We start from the raw sequence: 16,283 nt of genomic DNA on the forward strand, positions 1-16,283 counted from the left end.
GCCCAGATTCAAAAGTTGACTCGTTGCACTTAGTGAGTCGTTGTGCTTTTCTGGAATGGCGGCCGTGAGGGCCCGTCAGACCCAGGCCCTCCTTTCCCTGCCCGCTGCCCTTCCTTCAGCTGTACCGCGGCCCCGTTCTGGGGCTCGGGACCCGCCCATCACACTCCACGGCACCGCTGTGCGCGCGAACGGAGCATCACCATGAACACCGCCCCTTTCCCCCGGATCGTCATCGTCGGTGCCGGACCCGGCGGACTCACCTGCGCCCGGGTCCTTCAACGGCACGGCATCGCCGTCACCGTCCACGACCTGGACGCCTCTCCCCGGGCCCGCGGTCAGGGCGGCGCCCTCGACATGCACCCCGACTCCGGCCAGTACGCCCTGCGCGCGGCCGGACTGCTGGACGACTTCCTCGCGCTGTCCCGCCCCGAGGGCCGGCAGATGCGCGTGGTCGGCCGAGACGGCCGGATCGTGTTCGACGGCGTACCGCCCGAGGCCGACAGTGCCGAGGGCGCCCCCGAGATCGACCGCGGCCGACTGCGCGGGCTCCTGCTGGACTCCCTCGAACCCGGCACCGTCCGCTGGGCCCACAGGCTCACCCGGGTCGAGCCCCTCGGCGACGGTGCCCACCGCCTGCACTTCGCCGACGGCACCACCACCGAAGCGGATCTCGTCATCGGCGCCGACGGGGCCTGGTCCAGGGTCCGTCCTCTGCTGACGAACGTGACACCCGACTACACCGGTGTCACGTTCGTCGAGACAGGCTTCGACGACGCAGACACCCGCCACCCCCGACTCGCCGCGCTCACCGCCGCCGGCACCATGATGGCCCTGCACGACCACCGGGGCCTTGTCGCCCAGCGCAACGGCGACGGACACATCCGCGTCCACATCGGCATGCGCGTCGACGAGGACTGGCACCGGCGGGCCGGGCTCGACCTCACCGACGCCGCCGCCGTGCGCGACGCCCTCCTGAAGGAGTTCACCGGCTGGGACGACGACCTGCTCGGCTTCATCACCGACACGGACACGGGCTACGTCAACCGGCCCCTGTACGCACTGCCCGTCCCGCACACCTGGCCCCACACCCCCGGCCTCACCCTCCTCGGCGACGCCGCCCACCTCATGTCCCCGTTCTCCGGTATGGGAGCCAACCTCGCGATGCTCGACGGCGCCGACCTCGCCCGGACCCTCATCGACCACACCGTCACCGCCGGCGCCCTCACCGACCACACCACCCCCGCCGGCGCAGCCATCGGCAACGCCACCGTCGACCGGGCCGTCAGCGCCTACGAGAAGATCCTCCTGCCGCGCTCCGTCGAAGCCGCCGAAGGGGCGGCCGAGGCCATCGACGAGGCATTCGGCCCCGACGGCGCCGCCCGGGTGCTCGCTCACATGACCGGCCCCACGACCGTCATATGATCGCCGCATGACCGGCCATCACCGACCACTCGGTGCCCGTGGCGACGCGCACACGTGTGGGCGAGCTCTGAGCCGGCGCACATGAGCGCGCCGGGACGGAGGAGCTATCCCTATGTGGGACCGGCCGAGCTGAGGGCCGTGGTCCGGCCCGGGAGCGGTGGTCGCCGGATCGGGTCGGCGGCCGACTTCGACAGCTGGGCCGGTGGGCTGCCCGAGGCGGAACTGACCGAGCCGTTCACCTTCGTGGTCGCCACGGACGGTGTGCTCCGGCTGGCGCCGCGACGGAGCGAGCACGTGGCCTGTGCCGGTGGGGAGCCGGTCCTGGGCGCCGGTGAGATCGGCTTCGTCCACGATGCGGGCCGGTGGGCCGTCGACGGGATCAGCAATCATTCGACCGGGTACTGCCCGGACGTCACCTCGTGGCCGGCGGTCGCCCGGGCCCTGGACCGTACGGGCCTCGGGCGTCCGTCGGGCTTCACCCACGAGGTGGTGTTCCGGTGCTGCCCCGGCTGCCGGGAGCACAACATCGTGCGCGAGGACGACTTCGTCTGCGTCTTCTGCGGCGACGACCTGCCCCGGGAGTGGAACGTGGGTCCCACCGGCCCGTCGCACCGACACGACGGCCCGTCACCCGCCCCTGCTCGCCAGGGGGGCGGATGACGGGGCGGTGACGTACGCCTGTCACCGGGGCCGCTCCGGTCGGTGAGCGCCGTGCCCCGGGAGGCTCACCCCTCAGCGGTCCAGGAGCGCGAGTTCGGCGAGCGCACCGCGTACCCGCTCCCCGAAACCGACCTGCCCCACCTCGTGGTGCGCGGCCGGGAAGGAGCGCACCGGGGGCTTCTCCTCCCACTCGAACACGGAGCGGGCGGCGCGGCGGACGTAGACCATGGCGCCGACCACGTTCTGGTGGAAGACGACCTCCAGCTCCCCGAACCGGCCCGGATTCGCGGGGTTGCCGACGAAGAAGATCTGGTACAGGCCCTGGTGCGCCTCCACGTCGGGGATGTACGAGTCGATCAACTGCGATCCGTCGACCCGGTAGCCCTCCTCGGCGAACGTGTCCAGCACCGCCTCGTACAGCGGCGGCGCCACGATGTGCAGGAAGTCCAGGTCCCTGACCGGGGATTCGGTCTCCCAGCGCAGCCGGGTGGTCAGGGACACATCGACGCCGAGGGCACGGCCGCCGAGCTCGGTGACCGGACATTCCCAGGGCAGCTGCCCGTTGAACGGCACCCTCTGCTCCGTGCCGGCCTCCACCTCGAACGAGTAGCGACCCACATCCAGGCCGACCACGTTCTCCTCCCTGAGCGTGCCGTTGTAGGAGTAGCTCTTGGCCTCGACGTCGAGGTTGAGGTGATCGACCTTGAAGCCCTGGCTGCCGCCCTTGAGGACGACTTCGCCCTCAATGATGTGGCCGGGCAGCGGAGCGATCGTGGTGATGTGCGTGTCGATCTCCGGCGGTTCCTGGACGGCGCTGTTGTTCTCCAGCCCGAACAGTCTGCGAAAGCCCATGTGTGTTCCCTCCCCTATGGCTACGGCGCAGCATAACCACTGGTCAGCAGTGGGTCCCGGGCGCGCCGCCCGCTGCGGGGGCGGCGTCGGACCACAGCTCGGTGCCGTGGGCGGCGACGAGGGCGGAGATACGGGCGAGCACCTCGTCGACCGGTCGTGGGCCGATCCGGCGACCGTCGCGCAGCCGCAGGGCGACATGGTCGTCCACGGCCTCCCTGGCGCCGATGACGGCCTGATAGGGAACCAGGCGGGCTTCCCGGATCCGGGCCCCCAGGCTGCCGCGGTCCGGTGCCACGACCTCGGCACGCAGCCCGATTTCGGCGCAACGCCGGGCGAGCGCCGCGGCGTTCGGCAGCTCTGCTCCGGAGACCGGGAGGACCACCAGCTGGGTGGGGGCGAGCCAGGCGGGGAAGGCGCCGCCGTGCCGTTCGACGACATGGGCGACGGCCCGCTCCACGCTGCCGATGATGCTGCGGTGGACCATGACCGGGCGGTGCCGGGCACCGCCCGCGCCGATGTAGTGCAGGTCGAACCGTTCGGGCTGGTGGAAGTCGATCTGGATGGTGGACAGGGTGGACTCCCGGCCGGCGCCGTCGGCGACCTGGACGTCGATCTTGGGCCCGTAGAACGCGGCTTCCCCCTCGGCCGCCTCGTAGGGCAGACCGGAGCGGTCGAGGACGTCGATCAGCAGCTCGGTGGAGCGCCGCCACTGCTCGGGTGCGGCGACGTACTTGCCACCGGGGCCCGGCAAGGAGAGCCGGTGGCGGGCCAGGGTGATGCCGAGTGCCTCGTACGCCCGGCGGATCATCTCCAGTGCGGCCCGCGCCTCCTCGGCGACCTGGTCCAGGGTGCAGAAGATGTGCGCGTCGTTGAGCTGGATGGCCCGGACCCGGGTCAACCCGCCGAGCACGCCGGACAGTTCGGAGCGGTACATGCCGCCGAGCTCGGCCATGCGCAGGGGCAGCTCGCGGTAGCTGTGGGAGCGGGAGCGGTAGATCACCGCGTGATGGGGGCACAGGCTCGGCCGCAGTACGACCTGCTCGCCGCCGAGGTCCATCGGGGGGAACATGTCGTCGCTGTAGTGCGCCCAGTGCCCGGAGATCTCGTACAGCTCCCGCTTGCCGAGCACCGGCGAGCAGACGTGCCGGTATCCGGCCCGCCGTTCGGCGGCGCGGATGTACTCCTCCAGGGTGTGCCGGACGGTCGCACCGTCGGGCAGCCAGTACGGCAGGCCCGCGCCGATCAGCGGGTCGGTGTCGAACAGGCCCAGTTCACGGCCGAGTTTGCGGTGGTCGTGCATGGTGGTCTCCTCGCGGTCATCGGGCGGGTGACCGCAGGACGAAGCCCCGGGGCACTCGCCCCGGGGCTTCGGACTGAGACATGGGTCAGCGCGCCGGGACACTCTCCGGCGTCGTCGTCATGGCGGCGCGCTTCATGCCGGGGACGTTAGCAGGGGAGGCCGGTGTCCGCCCGGCCTTTTCCGCCGGGCGGGTTCGCGAAGGCCCCGCCTGCCGTTGTGCACCCGCTAGCCCGGCCCGCCGACGCGGATCGGCCCGCCCGGCCCCGCTGCCGTGCACCTGCCCGGCCCCCTGCCGTGTACCTGCCCGGCCCCCTGCCGTGCGCCCGCCCGGTCCGTCGGCGCGAGCCCGCCCGGCTCATCTGTTGAGGAAGTCCGCGCACCGGTAGGGGCCCAGCGCGGCGCCCTCGGACGGCCGCAGGGTCACCTCCACGTCATCGGCCCCGACCTTCGGTTCGAGCACGGACTGGGCGCGTGCCAGCGTGCACACCACCTGCCCCGTGCCCTGGTCGTGCCCCGAGCCGCCGTAGAGGCCCTCGATGCTGACCGTGACACGGGTGCCCGAGCCGGTCGCCGAGTAGCCGCCGAGACGGACGAGGGAGATGAGTCCCTCGGGCGGCTCCTGCCCGAGCAGCTTCAGCACCCCGGCGAGGTCACCGACCTCCTGGTCGATCAGGGGCACCGCGCGCAGCCCGGCGGCGGACGCGTAGTACAGCCGCATGCCGCGCGTCAGCCCGGACGCGGGTTCGCCCGCGCCTATCACCCCGGTCGGCTGGACCCCGCACCCCACCAGGACGGCCCCCAGCACGGCAGCCGTTCCCACCGGTCGAACCCTCACTCCGCGTCCCCTCCCATGCGCCGAACCCTCACTCCGCTTCCTCCTCCGTGCGCCGGACCCTCACTCCGCTTCCTCCTCCGTGCGTCGCAGGGGCAGCCGCAGCGTGAACACCGCGCCGCGCCGCGGCCCGTCGGCGGCCGTACCGGTCACATCGGCGGTGCCGGCCACGTCAGTCGCGTCGGTCACCTCGATCGTGCCGCCGTGCAGCCGGGCGTTCTCCAGCGCGATCGCCGTACCGAGGCCGCTGCCCTGTCCGCTGTCGTCGGCCGCACCGCGCGTGCGGGCCGCGTCCGCCTTGTAGAACCGGTCGAAGACCCGTTCCCGCGCATCGGGCGGCAGCCCGGGGCCGTGATCGGCGACGGACAGGACCACCCACTCCCCGTCCGCCGCACGGGACGTCCCGAGGGTCACGGTGACCGGCGGGGCGCCGTGCCGCAGCGCGTTGCCCACCAGGTTCGCCACGATCACGTCGATCCGGCGCCGGTCGACCACCGCCCGCACGCCCTCGCGAAGGTCCGTCCGCACCCGGTCCGTCCAGCCGCGCAGCGCCAGCGATGCCCGTACGGTGTCGGCGAGGTCGGTCTCGGCCGCGTTCAGCCGCACCGCCTTGGCGTCGAAGCGGGAGATCTCCATCAGGTCCTCGACCAGCCGGGACAGCCGGGCCGTCTCCGCGCCGACGGTACGGGCCGCCCGCGCCGCGTCCGGCGGCAACTGGTCGGCGTCCTCCTCCAGGACGGTCGCCACCATCGTCATCGCCGCGAGGGGCGTGCGCAGTTCGTGCGACACGTCCGCCACGAAACGGCGCGCCTTCGCCTCCTGCTCGCGCAGCTCCGCGTCGGACGCCTGGAGGGCGTCGGCGGTTTCGTTGAACGTCCGTGCCAGGTCGGCGAGTTCGTCGTGCCCGGTGACGGCGACCCGGCTGCCGAGGTCCCCGGCCGCCAGCTCGCGGGTGGCCCGGCCCAGCTTCCGCACCGGACGCAGGACCGTCCCCGCCGCCAGCAGCGCCAGGACGGCGGCCAGCAGGACCACCGGCACGATGCCGGCCCGTACGGAGTCGAGCAGGGCGGCCGTGTCCTCGCTCTCGGCCCGCAGATCGGTGATCGCGTAGACCTCCAGACCGGAGGCCCGGCGGTCCCCGTCGGCGAACATGACGGGCGTACCGACGACCAGGTAGGGGTCGCCCCGCCACCGCACCCGCTGGAATCCCGCACCGTCACCGGTCATGACGGCGGCGCGCAGCTCGACGGTGATCCGGGACTTCGTGTCGGCGAACGAGTCGGAGGTGGCGGACAGGTCCTGGTAGCGGGCGACCACGATCTTCCCGCCGACGCGCTCCGACACCTTCACCGCGAACCGGGACAGCGACTGCTGGTCGGGCGGCAGGTCGAAGTCGACGGCCACCGCACCGACCTGTTTCCGGAAGTCGTCCACGGCCGCGTTCTGGGTGCGCTGGAGGACGGCGGTGCGGGCGTCCCGGTAGGCGAGGGCGGTCGCGGTCGCCGCGCTGATGAGGGCGACGACGACGAAGGTGACGAGGAGCCGCACACGCAGGCCCCCGGTGAGCTGCCGGCGCCGCCGCTCCGGGCCGCCGCCCCCACGACCGCCCCGGCCGCTCCGACGGCCGCCTCCGCCGGTACGGCTCACAGCGGCCCGAAGCGGTAGCCGAAGCCCCGCACCGTCTGCACGTACCGGGGTTTGGCCGGTACGTCCTCCAGTTTGGCCCGCAGCCGTCCCACCGCCGCGTCCACCAGCCGTGAATCGCCCAGGAAGGTGTGGTCCCACACCGATTCGAGGAGCTGCTCGCGGCTGAGGACCCGGCCGGGGGAGGCGGACAGCTCCAGCAGCAGCCGCAGCTCGGTGGGCGGCAGCGGGACGGGGATGCCGTTCTTGGTGACGGTCAGCCCGGCGCGGTCGATCACCAGCCCGGCGAGATCGGCGTCCGGGCCCCGGGGAGCCGACGGCTCCGCCCGGCGCAGCGCGGCCCGGATGCGGGCCTCCAGCACGGGCGCGGTGACCGGCTTGACCACGTAGTCGTCGGCGCCCGCCTCCAGACCCGTCACGATGTCGTGGTCGTCGCCGCGCGCGGTCAGCATGATGATCGGCAGGGCGGCGGTCCGGGCCCGGATGCGGCGGCACACCTCGAAGCCGTCCATGCCGGGCAGCATCAGATCCAGCACGGCCAGCTCGACCCTCCCGCCGGCCGGGCCGTCCAGCAGGGCGAGGGCCAGCTCCCCGGTGGCGGCGGTGTCCACGCCGTACCCGTGCCGACGCAGCACGAGCTCCATCCCGTCCCGTACGGACGTGTCGTCCTCGATGAGCAGTACATGCGGCATGGGCCGATTATGGGCGTGCCGCAACCGTTTCCCCCACCCCGGACGGGGGCGGAGGCGCAGGTCGGAGGCATTGTTACGTTCCCATCATGTGCCCATGGACGGGCCATCATCCGCGGCGGCGAGCGTGGGGCGCATGAACCTCCCCGACACGAACTCCCGGGCTGCCGCCACGAGCTCCCGCGCCGCCGCCCGGCTGCGCCTGGCCACCCTCGTGGCACTGCCCCTCCTCGCGTTCTCCGCCGCCTGCGGCGGCTCCGGTGGTGAATCCGGCGGGGCGGACGAGAAGGACACCGCGATCGCCGACGTACCGGACGCGCCGACGGCGGGCACCGCGAAGGACGACGGCGAACCGAGCGCCCCGCCCGCGGGCAAGAGCGCCTTCTACGACGCCCAGTTGAAGTACGTCCAGTGCATGCGCGCCAAGGGCGGCTACAAGGACTTCCCCGATCCAAGGCTCAGTGGGCACCTCGACTGGGACAAGATCAACGAGATCGGTGCCCAGCCAGGCCGCAACGAAGGCATCAAGGGCGGCAGGAACGGTGTCTGCGTGCCCGAGTTGCAGGCCGCCATGGCGGCCGAGCCCGAACGCGACCAGCAGAAGTCCTACGAGTCGATGCTCGCGCACGCCAAGTGCATGCGCGACAACGGCGTCTCCCGGTTCACCAACCCGACCATGAGCGGCGGCAACGCCCAGCCGGGCGGCGACCCGAACCCGGCGTCCCCGTCCATCGACACGAACTCACCGGCCTACAAGAAGGCCCGTGAGGCGTGCGCGTCGAAGCTGCTCGAAGGTCTGGACGGCATGCAGTGAGGCGCGGCACCGCTCTGCGCGCGCTCGGCGCGGCGACCGCCGCCGTCGCCGTCACCGGGGGAGTGCTGCTCCTCGGCGACGGCGGCGACGCGGGCACCCCGGGGCGGGGCGACGACCTGCCGCCCGCCACCACGACCGTCGTGCGCACCGATCTCGTGCAGTCCAAGACGGTCGACGGCAGGCTCGACTTCGCGCAGCGCCGCCCGGTCAAGTCCGCCGTCGAGGGCACCGTCACGGTGGCCGCCGTCGAGGGGAGGACGCTGACCAGGGGGCAGGCACTGTACGAGCTGAACGACAAGCCCGTCACCCTCCTCTACGGGCCGGTCCCGATGTTCCGCGAGATGAAGCCCGGCGACCGGGGCAGCGACGTGCTCCAACTGGAGCGCAACCTGCGGGACCTGGGCTACGGGGCGGGGCTGTACGTCGACGTCTGGTACGGCAAGGACACCGAGGCCGCCGTCAAGCGGTGGCAGAAGTCCCTCAACCGCGACACCACCGGCCGGGTCGGCAGGGGCGACGTCGTCTTCCAGCCGGGACCGGTCAAGGTGGTCTCCGCCGACGCGGCGCTCGCCGACCAGGTGGGCTCCGACGGGCCGGTCCTGACGGTCGCCTCCACCAAGCCCGTCGTACGGGCCCGGCTGGACCAGACCGACGGACCCCTCACCTCGTCCGGCACCAGGGTCGAGGTCACCCTGCCGAGCGGGCGGACCGTGGCCGGCAAGGTCGCGGGGACGGTACGTCCGGAGGAGTCCGGGTCCGGCGGCGCGGGCGCCGAGGAGGGCATCACCGTCGAGGTCGTCCTGGAGGGCGGGGCGAAGGCCGCGTCCGGCGAGGACCCCAAGTCACCGGCGAGCGTGAAGTTCGTCAGCGAGGCGCGCGAGGGCGTCCTCGCGGTACCCGTCGAGGCGGTCGTCGCCCTGCGCGGCGAGAACGGCGGCTACGGCCTCCAGATCGTCCGGGGCACCACGTCGAAGATGGTGCGGGTGGAGACGGGCATGACCGCCGACGGGCAGATCGAGGTCAGCGGCCCGGACCTGCGCGAGGGCCTGAAGGTCGGGGTGGCGGCGTCATGACGGTGCCACCGGTGGTCGAACTGCGGGACGCCACCAAGTCGTACCCCGGCGGCGTCCACGCCCTGCGCGGAGTGGACCTCACCGTCGAGGCGGGCGAACTGCTCGCCGTCGTCGGCCCGTCCGGCTCCGGCAAGTCCACGATGCTCAACATCATGGGCACCCTCGACAGGCCCACCACGGGCACCGTCAGGATCGCCGGGTACGACGTGTCCGGGCTCTCCGACTCCCGGCTCTCCGCACTGCGCGCCCGCCACATCGGCTTCGTGTTCCAGCACTTCCACCTGGCGGCGGGCCGCGACGCGGTGGACAACGTCGCCGACGGGCTGCTGTACGGGGGCGTACCGGCGAGGGAACGGCGCGCGCGGGCGCGGGAGGCACTGGCCAGGGTGCGACTGGACCACCGCGGCTCGCACACGCCGGACGAACTGTCCGGCGGCGAGAAGCAACGCGTGGCCATCGCCCGCGCCCTGGTGGGAAACCCCCGGCTGCTGCTGGCGGACGAACCCACCGGCGCGCTGGACACCGCGTCCGGCGGGATCGTCATGGAGCTGCTGCACGAGCTGAACGCGTCCGGCACCACCGTCTGCGTGATCACCCATGACAACGAGATCGCGGACGCGCTGCCGCGCCGGGTCCGCTTCAGGGACGGCGAGATCGTCTCGGACACCCGCTCCGGGGCGCGTTCGGACCCGGACTCCGGTGCGGGCCCGGGCGGCGGCCGAGGCACGGGCCGGGGCACGCCCCCCGCCTCCCGCACGGCGGAGGACGGCACATGAGGAACGACCTCGGACCCTCCCGTCTCTCGCCCCGCGACGTGCTCCGCGTCGGCGCGGTCGGACTCCGCGCCCGCCGGGCGCGCGTGGTGCTCTCGGCGCTCGGCATCGCCATCGGCATCGCGACCATGGTCGCGGTCGTCGGCCTGTCCGAGTCGAGCCGCGCGGACCTGATGGCCCGGCTCGACCGCCTCGGCACCAACCTCCTCACCGCCGAGGCGGGCAAGGACGCCATGGGGGAGGAGGTCCGGCTCCCCAAGAACGCGGTCGCGATGGTCGAGCGCATCGGTCCGGTGCGGCACGCCACGGCCACCGCCGACATCGACGTCCGCATCCGCCGCAGCGACGTGGTCCCCGAGGAACGCACCGCGGGCGTCACCGCCCAGGCGGTCCGCCGCGACCTGCTGGCCGCGCTCGGCGGCGAGGTGCGCAGGGGCGTCTGGCTGGACCCGGCAGGCGAACGCCTCCCGACGACGGTCCTCGGCGCGGTGGCGGCGGACCGCCTGGGCATCACCCGCACCGGCGAGACGATCATGATGAACGGGACCCGGGTGGCCGTCGTCGGCATCCTCGAACCGCTCGAACTGGTCCCCAACCTGGACCGGGTGGCCATGGTCGGATTCCCCGCAGCCGAACGCCACTTCGGCTTCGACGGCCACCCCACCACCGTCTTCGAGCGCTCCACGGACGCTTCGGTGGAGGACGTACGGGCGATCCTGGCCCGCACCGTCAGCCCCGGCAAGGAGACGGGCATCAAGGTCTCCCGCCCCTCGGACGCACTGGCGGCCAAGGCCGCCACCGACGAGGGCCTGACGAACCTGATGCTCGGCCTGGGCGCGGTGGCCCTCCTGGTCGGCGGGGTCGGCGTCGCCAACACCATGGTCATCTCCGTCCTGGAGCGCCGCCGGGAGATCGGCCTGCGCCGCGCGCTGGGCGCGACCCGGGGCGCGATCCGGCTCCAGTTCCTGACCGAGTCGCTGCTGCTCTCGGCGCTGGGCGGAGTGACGGGCGCGCTGCTGGGCACGGCGGCGACGTACGGCTTCGCGCGGTTCCAGGGATGGACGGCGGTGGTCCCGCCGCAATCCCTGGCGGGCGGCCTGGCCGCCACCCTCCTGATCGGTGTGGTCGCGGGCCTCTACCCGGCGATCCGCGCCTCCCGCCTCCACCCGACGGTGGCCCTGAACGGGGCCTGAGCCGGCCGGGGAACCGACCACCGGGCGACGGGGCACAGGACACCCCGTCGCCCGGCCGCCATCAAGGTCCTCCGCGTCCGTCCCCTACCAGGGCTCCCCGGTGGAAGGATCGAGTCCCGCGTCCCAACGCCTTTTCTCCTCACGCCAGTTGACGAACGAATGCTCCTTCGGCAGGACGACGCTGATCGTCTCCTCCTGGAACTCCTCGTCGGTGAGCAGCCGGTGCAGGAACTCCGCCATCCCGACGGGGTGGACCTGGAAGAGGGGAGCGGTGTGCCGCCCGCACACGAGCACCGGCCACCGGTCGGGATCGTCGCCCGTGGTCAGCCAGCAGTAGATGTCCGCGCCGCTGGTGACTCCCCAGGCCAGTATGGAGTCCGGGTCCACGTCGAGGGCGGCTCTCCCGCCGCACATCTCCCAGGTGCCGCGGGCGTTCGCGGTCTCCTGCCGCAGACCGGCCCCGTCCGAATACGCGTCGGGCCGGGGGACCGGCAGCAATATGCCGATGTCCCGGCTGAGCCGGCCCGCCCCGTACGTCTTCATGAAGGCGACGTAGTCGGCCGGGAACCGGGTGCCCCAGATCCCCTCGGCCTCGCTCCAGTCGATCCCCTCGTCGACGCCCTGCGCCGTCGGGACGATCCGTTCGAGCGCCGCCGTTCCGGGTGTCGTGCTCACTGCCGCTCCCTCTTCTCGTGTGCGTCCGTGCGGTGCCACGCGCCGAAGGCGCCCGGTCTCACGAGGCGTCGTACCAGTACTTGCCGGCCGCCCAGTGCCCGACCCAACCGGCGAAGCCGGGCTCCGACGTGGTGTGGCCGAACTCGGCGCCGAAGGGCACGGCACCCTCGCCGCTGATGTTCCAGACGTGCCCGCGATGGGGGCCGGTGACGACGAGGTGCCAGTACATGCCGCATCCGTCGGTGCCCAGCACGATCGAGCCGTGGGAGAAGACCTGCTCCAGGAGCGCTTCGATCTCCTCCTCGGACCGCGGATCGTCCTCCTCCCCCTCCCACACCCATGCGTCGGTCAACGGGAAGGGCTTGGCCAGTACGCGCTCGGGGCGGCGGTCCCCCCAGTCCTTGGGCATCTCGGTCAGGGCGACGAGCCCGTGGTCCGGCGGCCCCGAGAAGGACCCGTCGCAGATCTCCGCGACGAACGTCCGGTACGGCTCGGGCAGCACGATCCCGTGCGCCGCCTCGAAGGCGCACACCGCGTCCCACCCCAGGGGCGGGGCGCACGAGTCGGTGTCGAAGGCGGCACGGAGCGCCTCCAGGTCGGCGGGGACGGCGTGATCCACATTCATGGGCATGGGGCCCATGGGTATCACCCCCCACTGACACCGCACGCCGCCGCCCCGCGACGACGCCCCCTCCCGCGACGGTGGGCCCCGGCGGGCCGCGGACCGCCGAACCGGCCCGGGTACGGTGGGCACCGTGACGGACTCGCCCACCACCCCGCCCCAAGACCCCGACGGCCGGCGTGCGGCGGACGACAGCCCCGTGGCAAGGGGCGCCACCACACGGGAACGGTGCCTGACCGGACACACGGAACCGGTGACGGCCATGGCGACCACGTCGCTCCCGGGCCGCCCCGTCGTAGTGGTCTCCGGGAGCCTGGACGCGACCGTACGGGTCTGGGACCTGGCCACCGGCGGCCCGGTGGGCGCGCCCCTCACCGGCCACACCGGCGGGGTGTACGCCGTGGCGACGGCAGTCGTCGGGGGCCGCCCCGTCGCGGTCGGCACGGGCCAGGACGCCACCGTGCGCGTCTGGGACCTGGCCACCGGTCGGCGGACCGGCGGGACGTCGGCCGGGCACTCCCACCCGGTGTGGGCGGTGGCCACGGCCGTGGTCGAGGGGCGCCCCGTCGCCGTCACCGGCTGCAGCGACGGCGGCATGCGCCTCTGGGACCTCGCCACGGGTGAGCCGGTGGGGCCGCCCCTGGCAGGGCACCCCGGAGGCGTGTACGCGGTGGCGACCACCGTGGTGGCGGGCCGGCCCGTCGCGGTCAGCGGCGGTGGTGACAACGCCGTACGCGTCTGGGACCTGGCCGAAGGGCGGCAGACCGGACCGGCACTGACCGGCCACACCGGCACCGTCCGCGCCGTCACCGGCCTCCGCGGCGGCGGCCGCAGCCTCGCCGTCACCGGCGGCGAGGACGAATCGGCCAGGGTCTGGGACCTCGTCGCCCACCGGCCCGTGGGACCGCCCGTCGAGAACCACGACGGGTGGGTCCTCGCACTCGCCGCCACCGGTCACGAGCACGACCCGCTCGTGCTCGGCGCGGGCGAGGACCAGTACCTGCACGTGTGGCATCCCCTCACCCGGCACCGCACGCGACGCGCCGACGGACACCGCCACAAGGTCCGGGCCGTCGCGTCCGCCGACCTCCACGGCCGCCCCGTCGCCCTCACCGCCGGCCACGACAGCACTATCCGCGTGCACCGCCTCGATGCCTGACCCCGGACCGCCAGGAACGGCGAACACCCCGCAGGCACCGCCGAGTCCGGGACGGGACGGTGTTCAGCGGGGCCGGTCCGTCTTCATCGGCCGGTGCGCGGGCGGGGGGTGAGGACGAGCGAGGACAGGCAGGTGACCGCGGCGAACGCGGCCAGGGACCAGAGGGGGAGCAGGGTGCCGATCTGGTCGTCGACGAGGTCGATTCCGTGGCCGACGGTGATGAACCAGCCGACGGCGCCCACGAGGACCATCGGGTACACGCGGCGCTCCCGCAACAGCCTCATGCCGATCCACAACACCAGCGGCATGGCCAGCACGGTGTTGAACACCGCCGCGGTGAACGCCTGGTCCCCCGTGCTCATGGGGGTTTCGCCCATGTTCGCCGAGGCCTGGCTCCACAGGGACAACGACAGGCCGTCGGACAGGAGCAGGTGGGATACGGCCGTGGCGATCACTGTCACGACGAGTGCTTTGCCCACACGCCGAGCCCGGGAGGATGAATCCATGATCACACAGTAGGCCCCGGCCCCACGGGCCCGGCGGGCGGCCCGGACGACGCACGCGTGCCCGCCGGGCCCACGGGACCGGTCGTTACGCGTGTGCTGCGACCGGCCGAACACGCGCCTGCGGGACCGGTCGGCCGAACGCGTGCCTGCCGGCCCGGTCAGCCGAGGACGAACGGGAGCCGCGCGGCCAGTTCGCCCAGCCCGGCCTTCTCCGCCTCGGTCGGGGCGCGCCGCCCGGTGCCGATCAACAGCGCGTCCTTGTCGGAGAACGACGGGGGGAACCTCGTACCGGCGATCCTCTCCAGCATCTCGCGGGTCCGGGCGAGCCCCTCGGCGGGCGGCTCCGCGGCGTCCGGGAGGTGCGCGATCAGGTCGAGGTGGTGCAGCGTCCACTCCAGGGCGTACGCGGAGAGGTAGTCGCCCGTGGTGAGAACCTCGTCACGGGTGCCGACCCGGCCCGCGGGGTCCGCGAGTCCGGCGGCGCGCCCGGCGGCCGAACCGACGTCGTCGAGGTGGAACTTGAGCAGCCACGGCTCCTGGTACGCGGCGGCGAGACGGACGGTCAGCGCGTCGAGCGGGTCGTCCCCGGTCGGCGGCTCCCCGCTGACCTCCCAATAGGTCACCGCGTCCCGGGTCGGTTCCGTCCCGGCGGGGGTGGCGAGGGTGATCAGGACGTCCTGGGCATCGATGACCAGGTGGCACACCAGGTCCCGCACGAGCCAGCCGGTGCAGCCGGACGGCCGTGCGAAGTCCTCGTCCGAGAGCTCGGCGACCGCCGCGAGCAATGCCGTCCAGGAACGCGAGAAGAGATCCACGCCCGCAAACTAGCAGCGGCCGGCCCTCCGTGCGGTGCGTCCACCCCACGGGAACGACGAGGCGTCGCGGGCGGGGCGCCGAACGGGCGCCTTCGAAGCGCCGGAACGGTTCACGGTTTGCCGAAGCGGCAACAAGGCTCGCGGCAGTCCCCGTACCCGGCGCATGATCGTGTTCCGGGCCGCAGCCCGCGGCCCACGTCGTGTCACCCGTACCGACCGGCACCACGGAGGAACCATGCCGCAGTCCACCCGGCCCACAGACCTCACGCACCGACTGGTCGCCTCGCCCGGCGGCCGGATCCATCTGGTGGAACAGGGCACCGGGCCACTGGTGTTGCTGGTGCACGGGTTCCCGGAGTCCTGGTACTCCTGGCGCCACCAGCTTCCGGTGCTGGCCGCGGCCGGATACCGCGCGGTCGCCGTGGACGTCCGAGGCTACGGGCGTTCCTCCGGGCCCGGGGAGGTCGCCGCGTACCGGATGTTCGAACTGGTCGAGGACGCCGTCGCCGTGGTGCACGCGCTCGGGGAACGGAGTGCGGTGATCGTCGGGCACGACTGGGGTTCGGCCGTCGCCGCGCACTCCGCACTCCTCCGGCCGGACGTCTTCCGCGCGGTCGGGCTGCTGAGCGTCCCCTACGCGCCGCCCGGCGGACCGCGGCCCAGCGAGGTCTTCGCGGGGATGGGCGGGGACGACGAGTTCTACGTCTCCCGCTTCCAGGAGCCCGGCCGGGCGGAGGCCGAGATCGAACCGGACGTCCGAGGCTGGCTCGCGGGCTTCTACGCCGCTTTCTCCGCCGACACGATGCCCGCGGCCGACGCCCCGGACCCGCACTTCGCGAGCCGCGGCGGGACGTTGCGCGACCGGTTCCCCGTCGACGGGTTGCCCGCCTGGCTCGGCGAGGACGATCTCGACTTCTACGCCGGGGAGTTCGAGCGGACCGGCATGAGCGGGGCGCTCAACCGGTACCGGAACATGGACCGGGACTGGGAGGATCTCGCCGACTTCCGGGGCAGGCCCATCACCCAGCCGTCCCTGTTCATCGGCGGGGCGTCGGATGCCTCCACCACCTGGCTGGCCGACGCGATCCGGGCGTACCCCACCACCCTGCCCGGCCTGGTCTCCTCGCACATCCTCGACGGCTGCGGCCACTGGATCCAGCAGGAGCGCCCCGAGGAGGTCAACCGGATCCTGACCGACTGGCTGGCCGCCCTGCCCGCCTGAGACGCGCACCGTACCGGCCGGCGGGGAAGCCG

Annotated in this window: 17 protein-coding genes; 8 read left to right on the plus strand and 9 right to left on the minus strand. The window is 73.1% G+C overall.

Features of this window, described 5'->3' with window-relative positions; translation table 11 throughout:
- Positions 1-201 precede the first annotated feature (201 nt).
- Positions 202-1,422, plus strand: a complete 1,221-nt coding sequence (locus tag ACFYW1_RS17325) for an FAD-dependent oxidoreductase (RefSeq protein ID WP_388992963.1) — start codon at positions 202-204, stop codon at positions 1,420-1,422.
- Positions 1,423-1,503: 81 nt separating this feature from the next.
- Positions 1,504-2,082, plus strand: coding sequence for a hypothetical protein (locus tag ACFYW1_RS17330; RefSeq protein ID WP_388992966.1), 579 nt, complete (start codon positions 1,504-1,506; stop codon positions 2,080-2,082).
- Between the two features lie 72 nt (positions 2,083-2,154).
- Here ACFYW1_RS17330 and ACFYW1_RS17335 read toward each other — a convergent pair whose 3' ends face one another.
- The 5 genes from ACFYW1_RS17335 to ACFYW1_RS17355 all read right to left on the minus strand — a co-directional run bounded on the left by ACFYW1_RS17335 (position 2,155) and on the right by ACFYW1_RS17355 (position 7,402).
- A complete protein-coding gene (locus ACFYW1_RS17335; RefSeq protein WP_388992969.1) occupies positions 2,155-2,934 on the minus strand; it encodes a sporulation protein in 780 nt (259 codons plus the stop codon).
- 43 nt (positions 2,935-2,977) lie between these two features.
- Positions 2,978-4,336, minus strand: coding sequence for a threonine--tRNA ligase (thrS, locus tag ACFYW1_RS17340; RefSeq protein WP_388992972.1), 1,359 nt, complete (start codon positions 4,334-4,336; stop codon positions 2,978-2,980).
- A 253-nt stretch (positions 4,337-4,589) separates the two neighbouring features.
- Complete coding sequence (locus ACFYW1_RS17345; RefSeq protein WP_388992975.1) at positions 4,590-5,054, minus strand: hypothetical protein; 465 nt, start codon at positions 5,052-5,054, stop codon at positions 4,590-4,592.
- A 75-nt stretch (positions 5,055-5,129) separates the two neighbouring features.
- Positions 5,130-6,620, minus strand: a complete 1,491-nt coding sequence (locus tag ACFYW1_RS17350; protein WP_388993386.1) for an ATP-binding protein — start codon at positions 6,618-6,620, stop codon at positions 5,130-5,132.
- A gap of 89 nt (positions 6,621-6,709) precedes the next feature.
- Positions 6,710-7,402 (minus strand): response regulator transcription factor, encoded by a 693-nt coding sequence (locus ACFYW1_RS17355; RefSeq protein WP_388992978.1) that lies wholly within the window; start codon positions 7,400-7,402, stop codon positions 6,710-6,712.
- Positions 7,403-7,535: 133 nt separating this feature from the next.
- On the opposite strand from ACFYW1_RS17355, the gene ACFYW1_RS17360 reads away from it, so the two are divergent.
- Genes ACFYW1_RS17360 through ACFYW1_RS17375 form a run of 4 tightly spaced genes read left to right on the plus strand, consistent with a single transcriptional unit; the run spans position 7,536 to position 11,252 of the window.
- Positions 7,536-8,213: a hypothetical protein gene (locus ACFYW1_RS17360; RefSeq protein ID WP_388992981.1), complete on the plus strand. Its 678-nt coding sequence runs from the start codon at positions 7,536-7,538 to the stop codon at positions 8,211-8,213.
- Positions 8,210-9,286 carry a peptidoglycan-binding protein gene (locus ACFYW1_RS17365; RefSeq protein ID WP_388992984.1) on the plus strand — a complete coding sequence of 359 codons (1,077 nt, stop codon included), beginning with the start codon at positions 8,210-8,212 and terminating at the stop codon, positions 9,284-9,286. The genes ACFYW1_RS17360 and ACFYW1_RS17365 overlap by 4 nt, the downstream gene beginning before the upstream one ends.
- A complete protein-coding gene (locus ACFYW1_RS17370; RefSeq protein ID WP_388992987.1) occupies positions 9,283-10,062 on the plus strand; it encodes an ABC transporter ATP-binding protein in 780 nt (259 codons plus the stop codon). The genes ACFYW1_RS17365 and ACFYW1_RS17370 overlap by 4 nt, the downstream gene beginning before the upstream one ends.
- On the plus strand, positions 10,059-11,252 hold the full coding sequence (locus ACFYW1_RS17375; RefSeq protein WP_388992990.1) for an ABC transporter permease: 1,194 nt from the start codon (positions 10,059-10,061) through the stop codon (positions 11,250-11,252). Before ACFYW1_RS17370 ends, ACFYW1_RS17375 begins: the two co-directional genes overlap by 4 nt.
- 84 nt (positions 11,253-11,336) lie before the next feature.
- Here the strand turns inward: ACFYW1_RS17375 and ACFYW1_RS17380 are convergent, their stop codons facing one another.
- Positions 11,337-11,927 (minus strand): SMI1/KNR4 family protein, encoded by a 591-nt coding sequence (locus ACFYW1_RS17380; RefSeq protein ID WP_388992993.1) that lies wholly within the window; start codon positions 11,925-11,927, stop codon positions 11,337-11,339.
- Between the two features lie 58 nt (positions 11,928-11,985).
- A complete protein-coding gene (locus ACFYW1_RS17385) occupies positions 11,986-12,552 on the minus strand; it encodes an SMI1/KNR4 family protein (RefSeq protein WP_388993389.1) in 567 nt (188 codons plus the stop codon).
- A 130-nt stretch (positions 12,553-12,682) separates the two neighbouring features.
- On the opposite strand from ACFYW1_RS17385, the gene ACFYW1_RS17390 reads away from it, so the two are divergent.
- Positions 12,683-13,708, plus strand: coding sequence for a WD40 repeat domain-containing protein (locus ACFYW1_RS17390; protein WP_388992996.1), 1,026 nt, complete (start codon positions 12,683-12,685; stop codon positions 13,706-13,708).
- Positions 13,709-13,791: 83 nt separating this feature from the next.
- On the opposite strand, the gene ACFYW1_RS17395 is transcribed toward ACFYW1_RS17390, so the two are convergent.
- Positions 13,792-14,169: a hypothetical protein gene (locus ACFYW1_RS17395; protein ID WP_388992999.1), complete on the minus strand. Its 378-nt coding sequence runs from the start codon at positions 14,167-14,169 to the stop codon at positions 13,792-13,794.
- 203 nt (positions 14,170-14,372) lie between these two features.
- Positions 14,373-15,029, minus strand: coding sequence for a maleylpyruvate isomerase N-terminal domain-containing protein (locus tag ACFYW1_RS17400; protein ID WP_388993002.1), 657 nt, complete (start codon positions 15,027-15,029; stop codon positions 14,373-14,375).
- A 235-nt stretch (positions 15,030-15,264) separates the two neighbouring features.
- On the opposite strand from ACFYW1_RS17400, the gene ACFYW1_RS17405 reads away from it, so the two are divergent.
- Entirely contained in the window at positions 15,265-16,251 is a 987-nt protein-coding gene (locus tag ACFYW1_RS17405; protein ID WP_388993005.1) for an alpha/beta fold hydrolase, read from the plus strand.
- Positions 16,252-16,283 lie beyond the last annotated feature (32 nt).

This window comes from Streptomyces sp. NPDC002669, assembly GCF_042889165.1.
Classification (GTDB): domain Bacteria; phylum Actinomycetota; class Actinomycetes; order Streptomycetales; family Streptomycetaceae; genus Streptomyces.

Excerpts from the sequence above, each read along its gene's own strand:
- ACFYW1_RS17325 (WP_388992963.1), top strand. The coding sequence starts at position 202 with ATGAACACCGCCCCTTTCCCCCGGATCGTCATCGTCGGTGCCGGACCC.
- ACFYW1_RS17330 (WP_388992966.1), top strand. The coding sequence starts at position 1,504 with ATGAGCGCGCCGGGACGGAGGAGCTATCCCTATGTGGGACCGGCCGAG.
- ACFYW1_RS17335 (WP_388992969.1), bottom strand. The coding sequence starts at position 2,934 with ATGGGCTTTCGCAGACTGTTCGGGCTGGAGAACAACAGCGCCGTCCAG.
- ACFYW1_RS17355 (WP_388992978.1), bottom strand. The coding sequence starts at position 7,402 with ATGCCGCATGTACTGCTCATCGAGGACGACACGTCCGTACGGGACGGG.
- ACFYW1_RS17360 (WP_388992981.1), top strand. The coding sequence starts at position 7,536 with ATGAACCTCCCCGACACGAACTCCCGGGCTGCCGCCACGAGCTCCCGC.
- ACFYW1_RS17370 (WP_388992987.1), top strand. The coding sequence starts at position 9,283 with ATGACGGTGCCACCGGTGGTCGAACTGCGGGACGCCACCAAGTCGTAC.
- ACFYW1_RS17375 (WP_388992990.1), top strand. The coding sequence starts at position 10,059 with ATGAGGAACGACCTCGGACCCTCCCGTCTCTCGCCCCGCGACGTGCTC.
- ACFYW1_RS17385 (WP_388993389.1), bottom strand. The coding sequence starts at position 12,552 with ATGAATGTGGATCACGCCGTCCCCGCCGACCTGGAGGCGCTCCGTGCC.
- ACFYW1_RS17405 (WP_388993005.1), top strand. The coding sequence starts at position 15,265 with ATGCCGCAGTCCACCCGGCCCACAGACCTCACGCACCGACTGGTCGCC.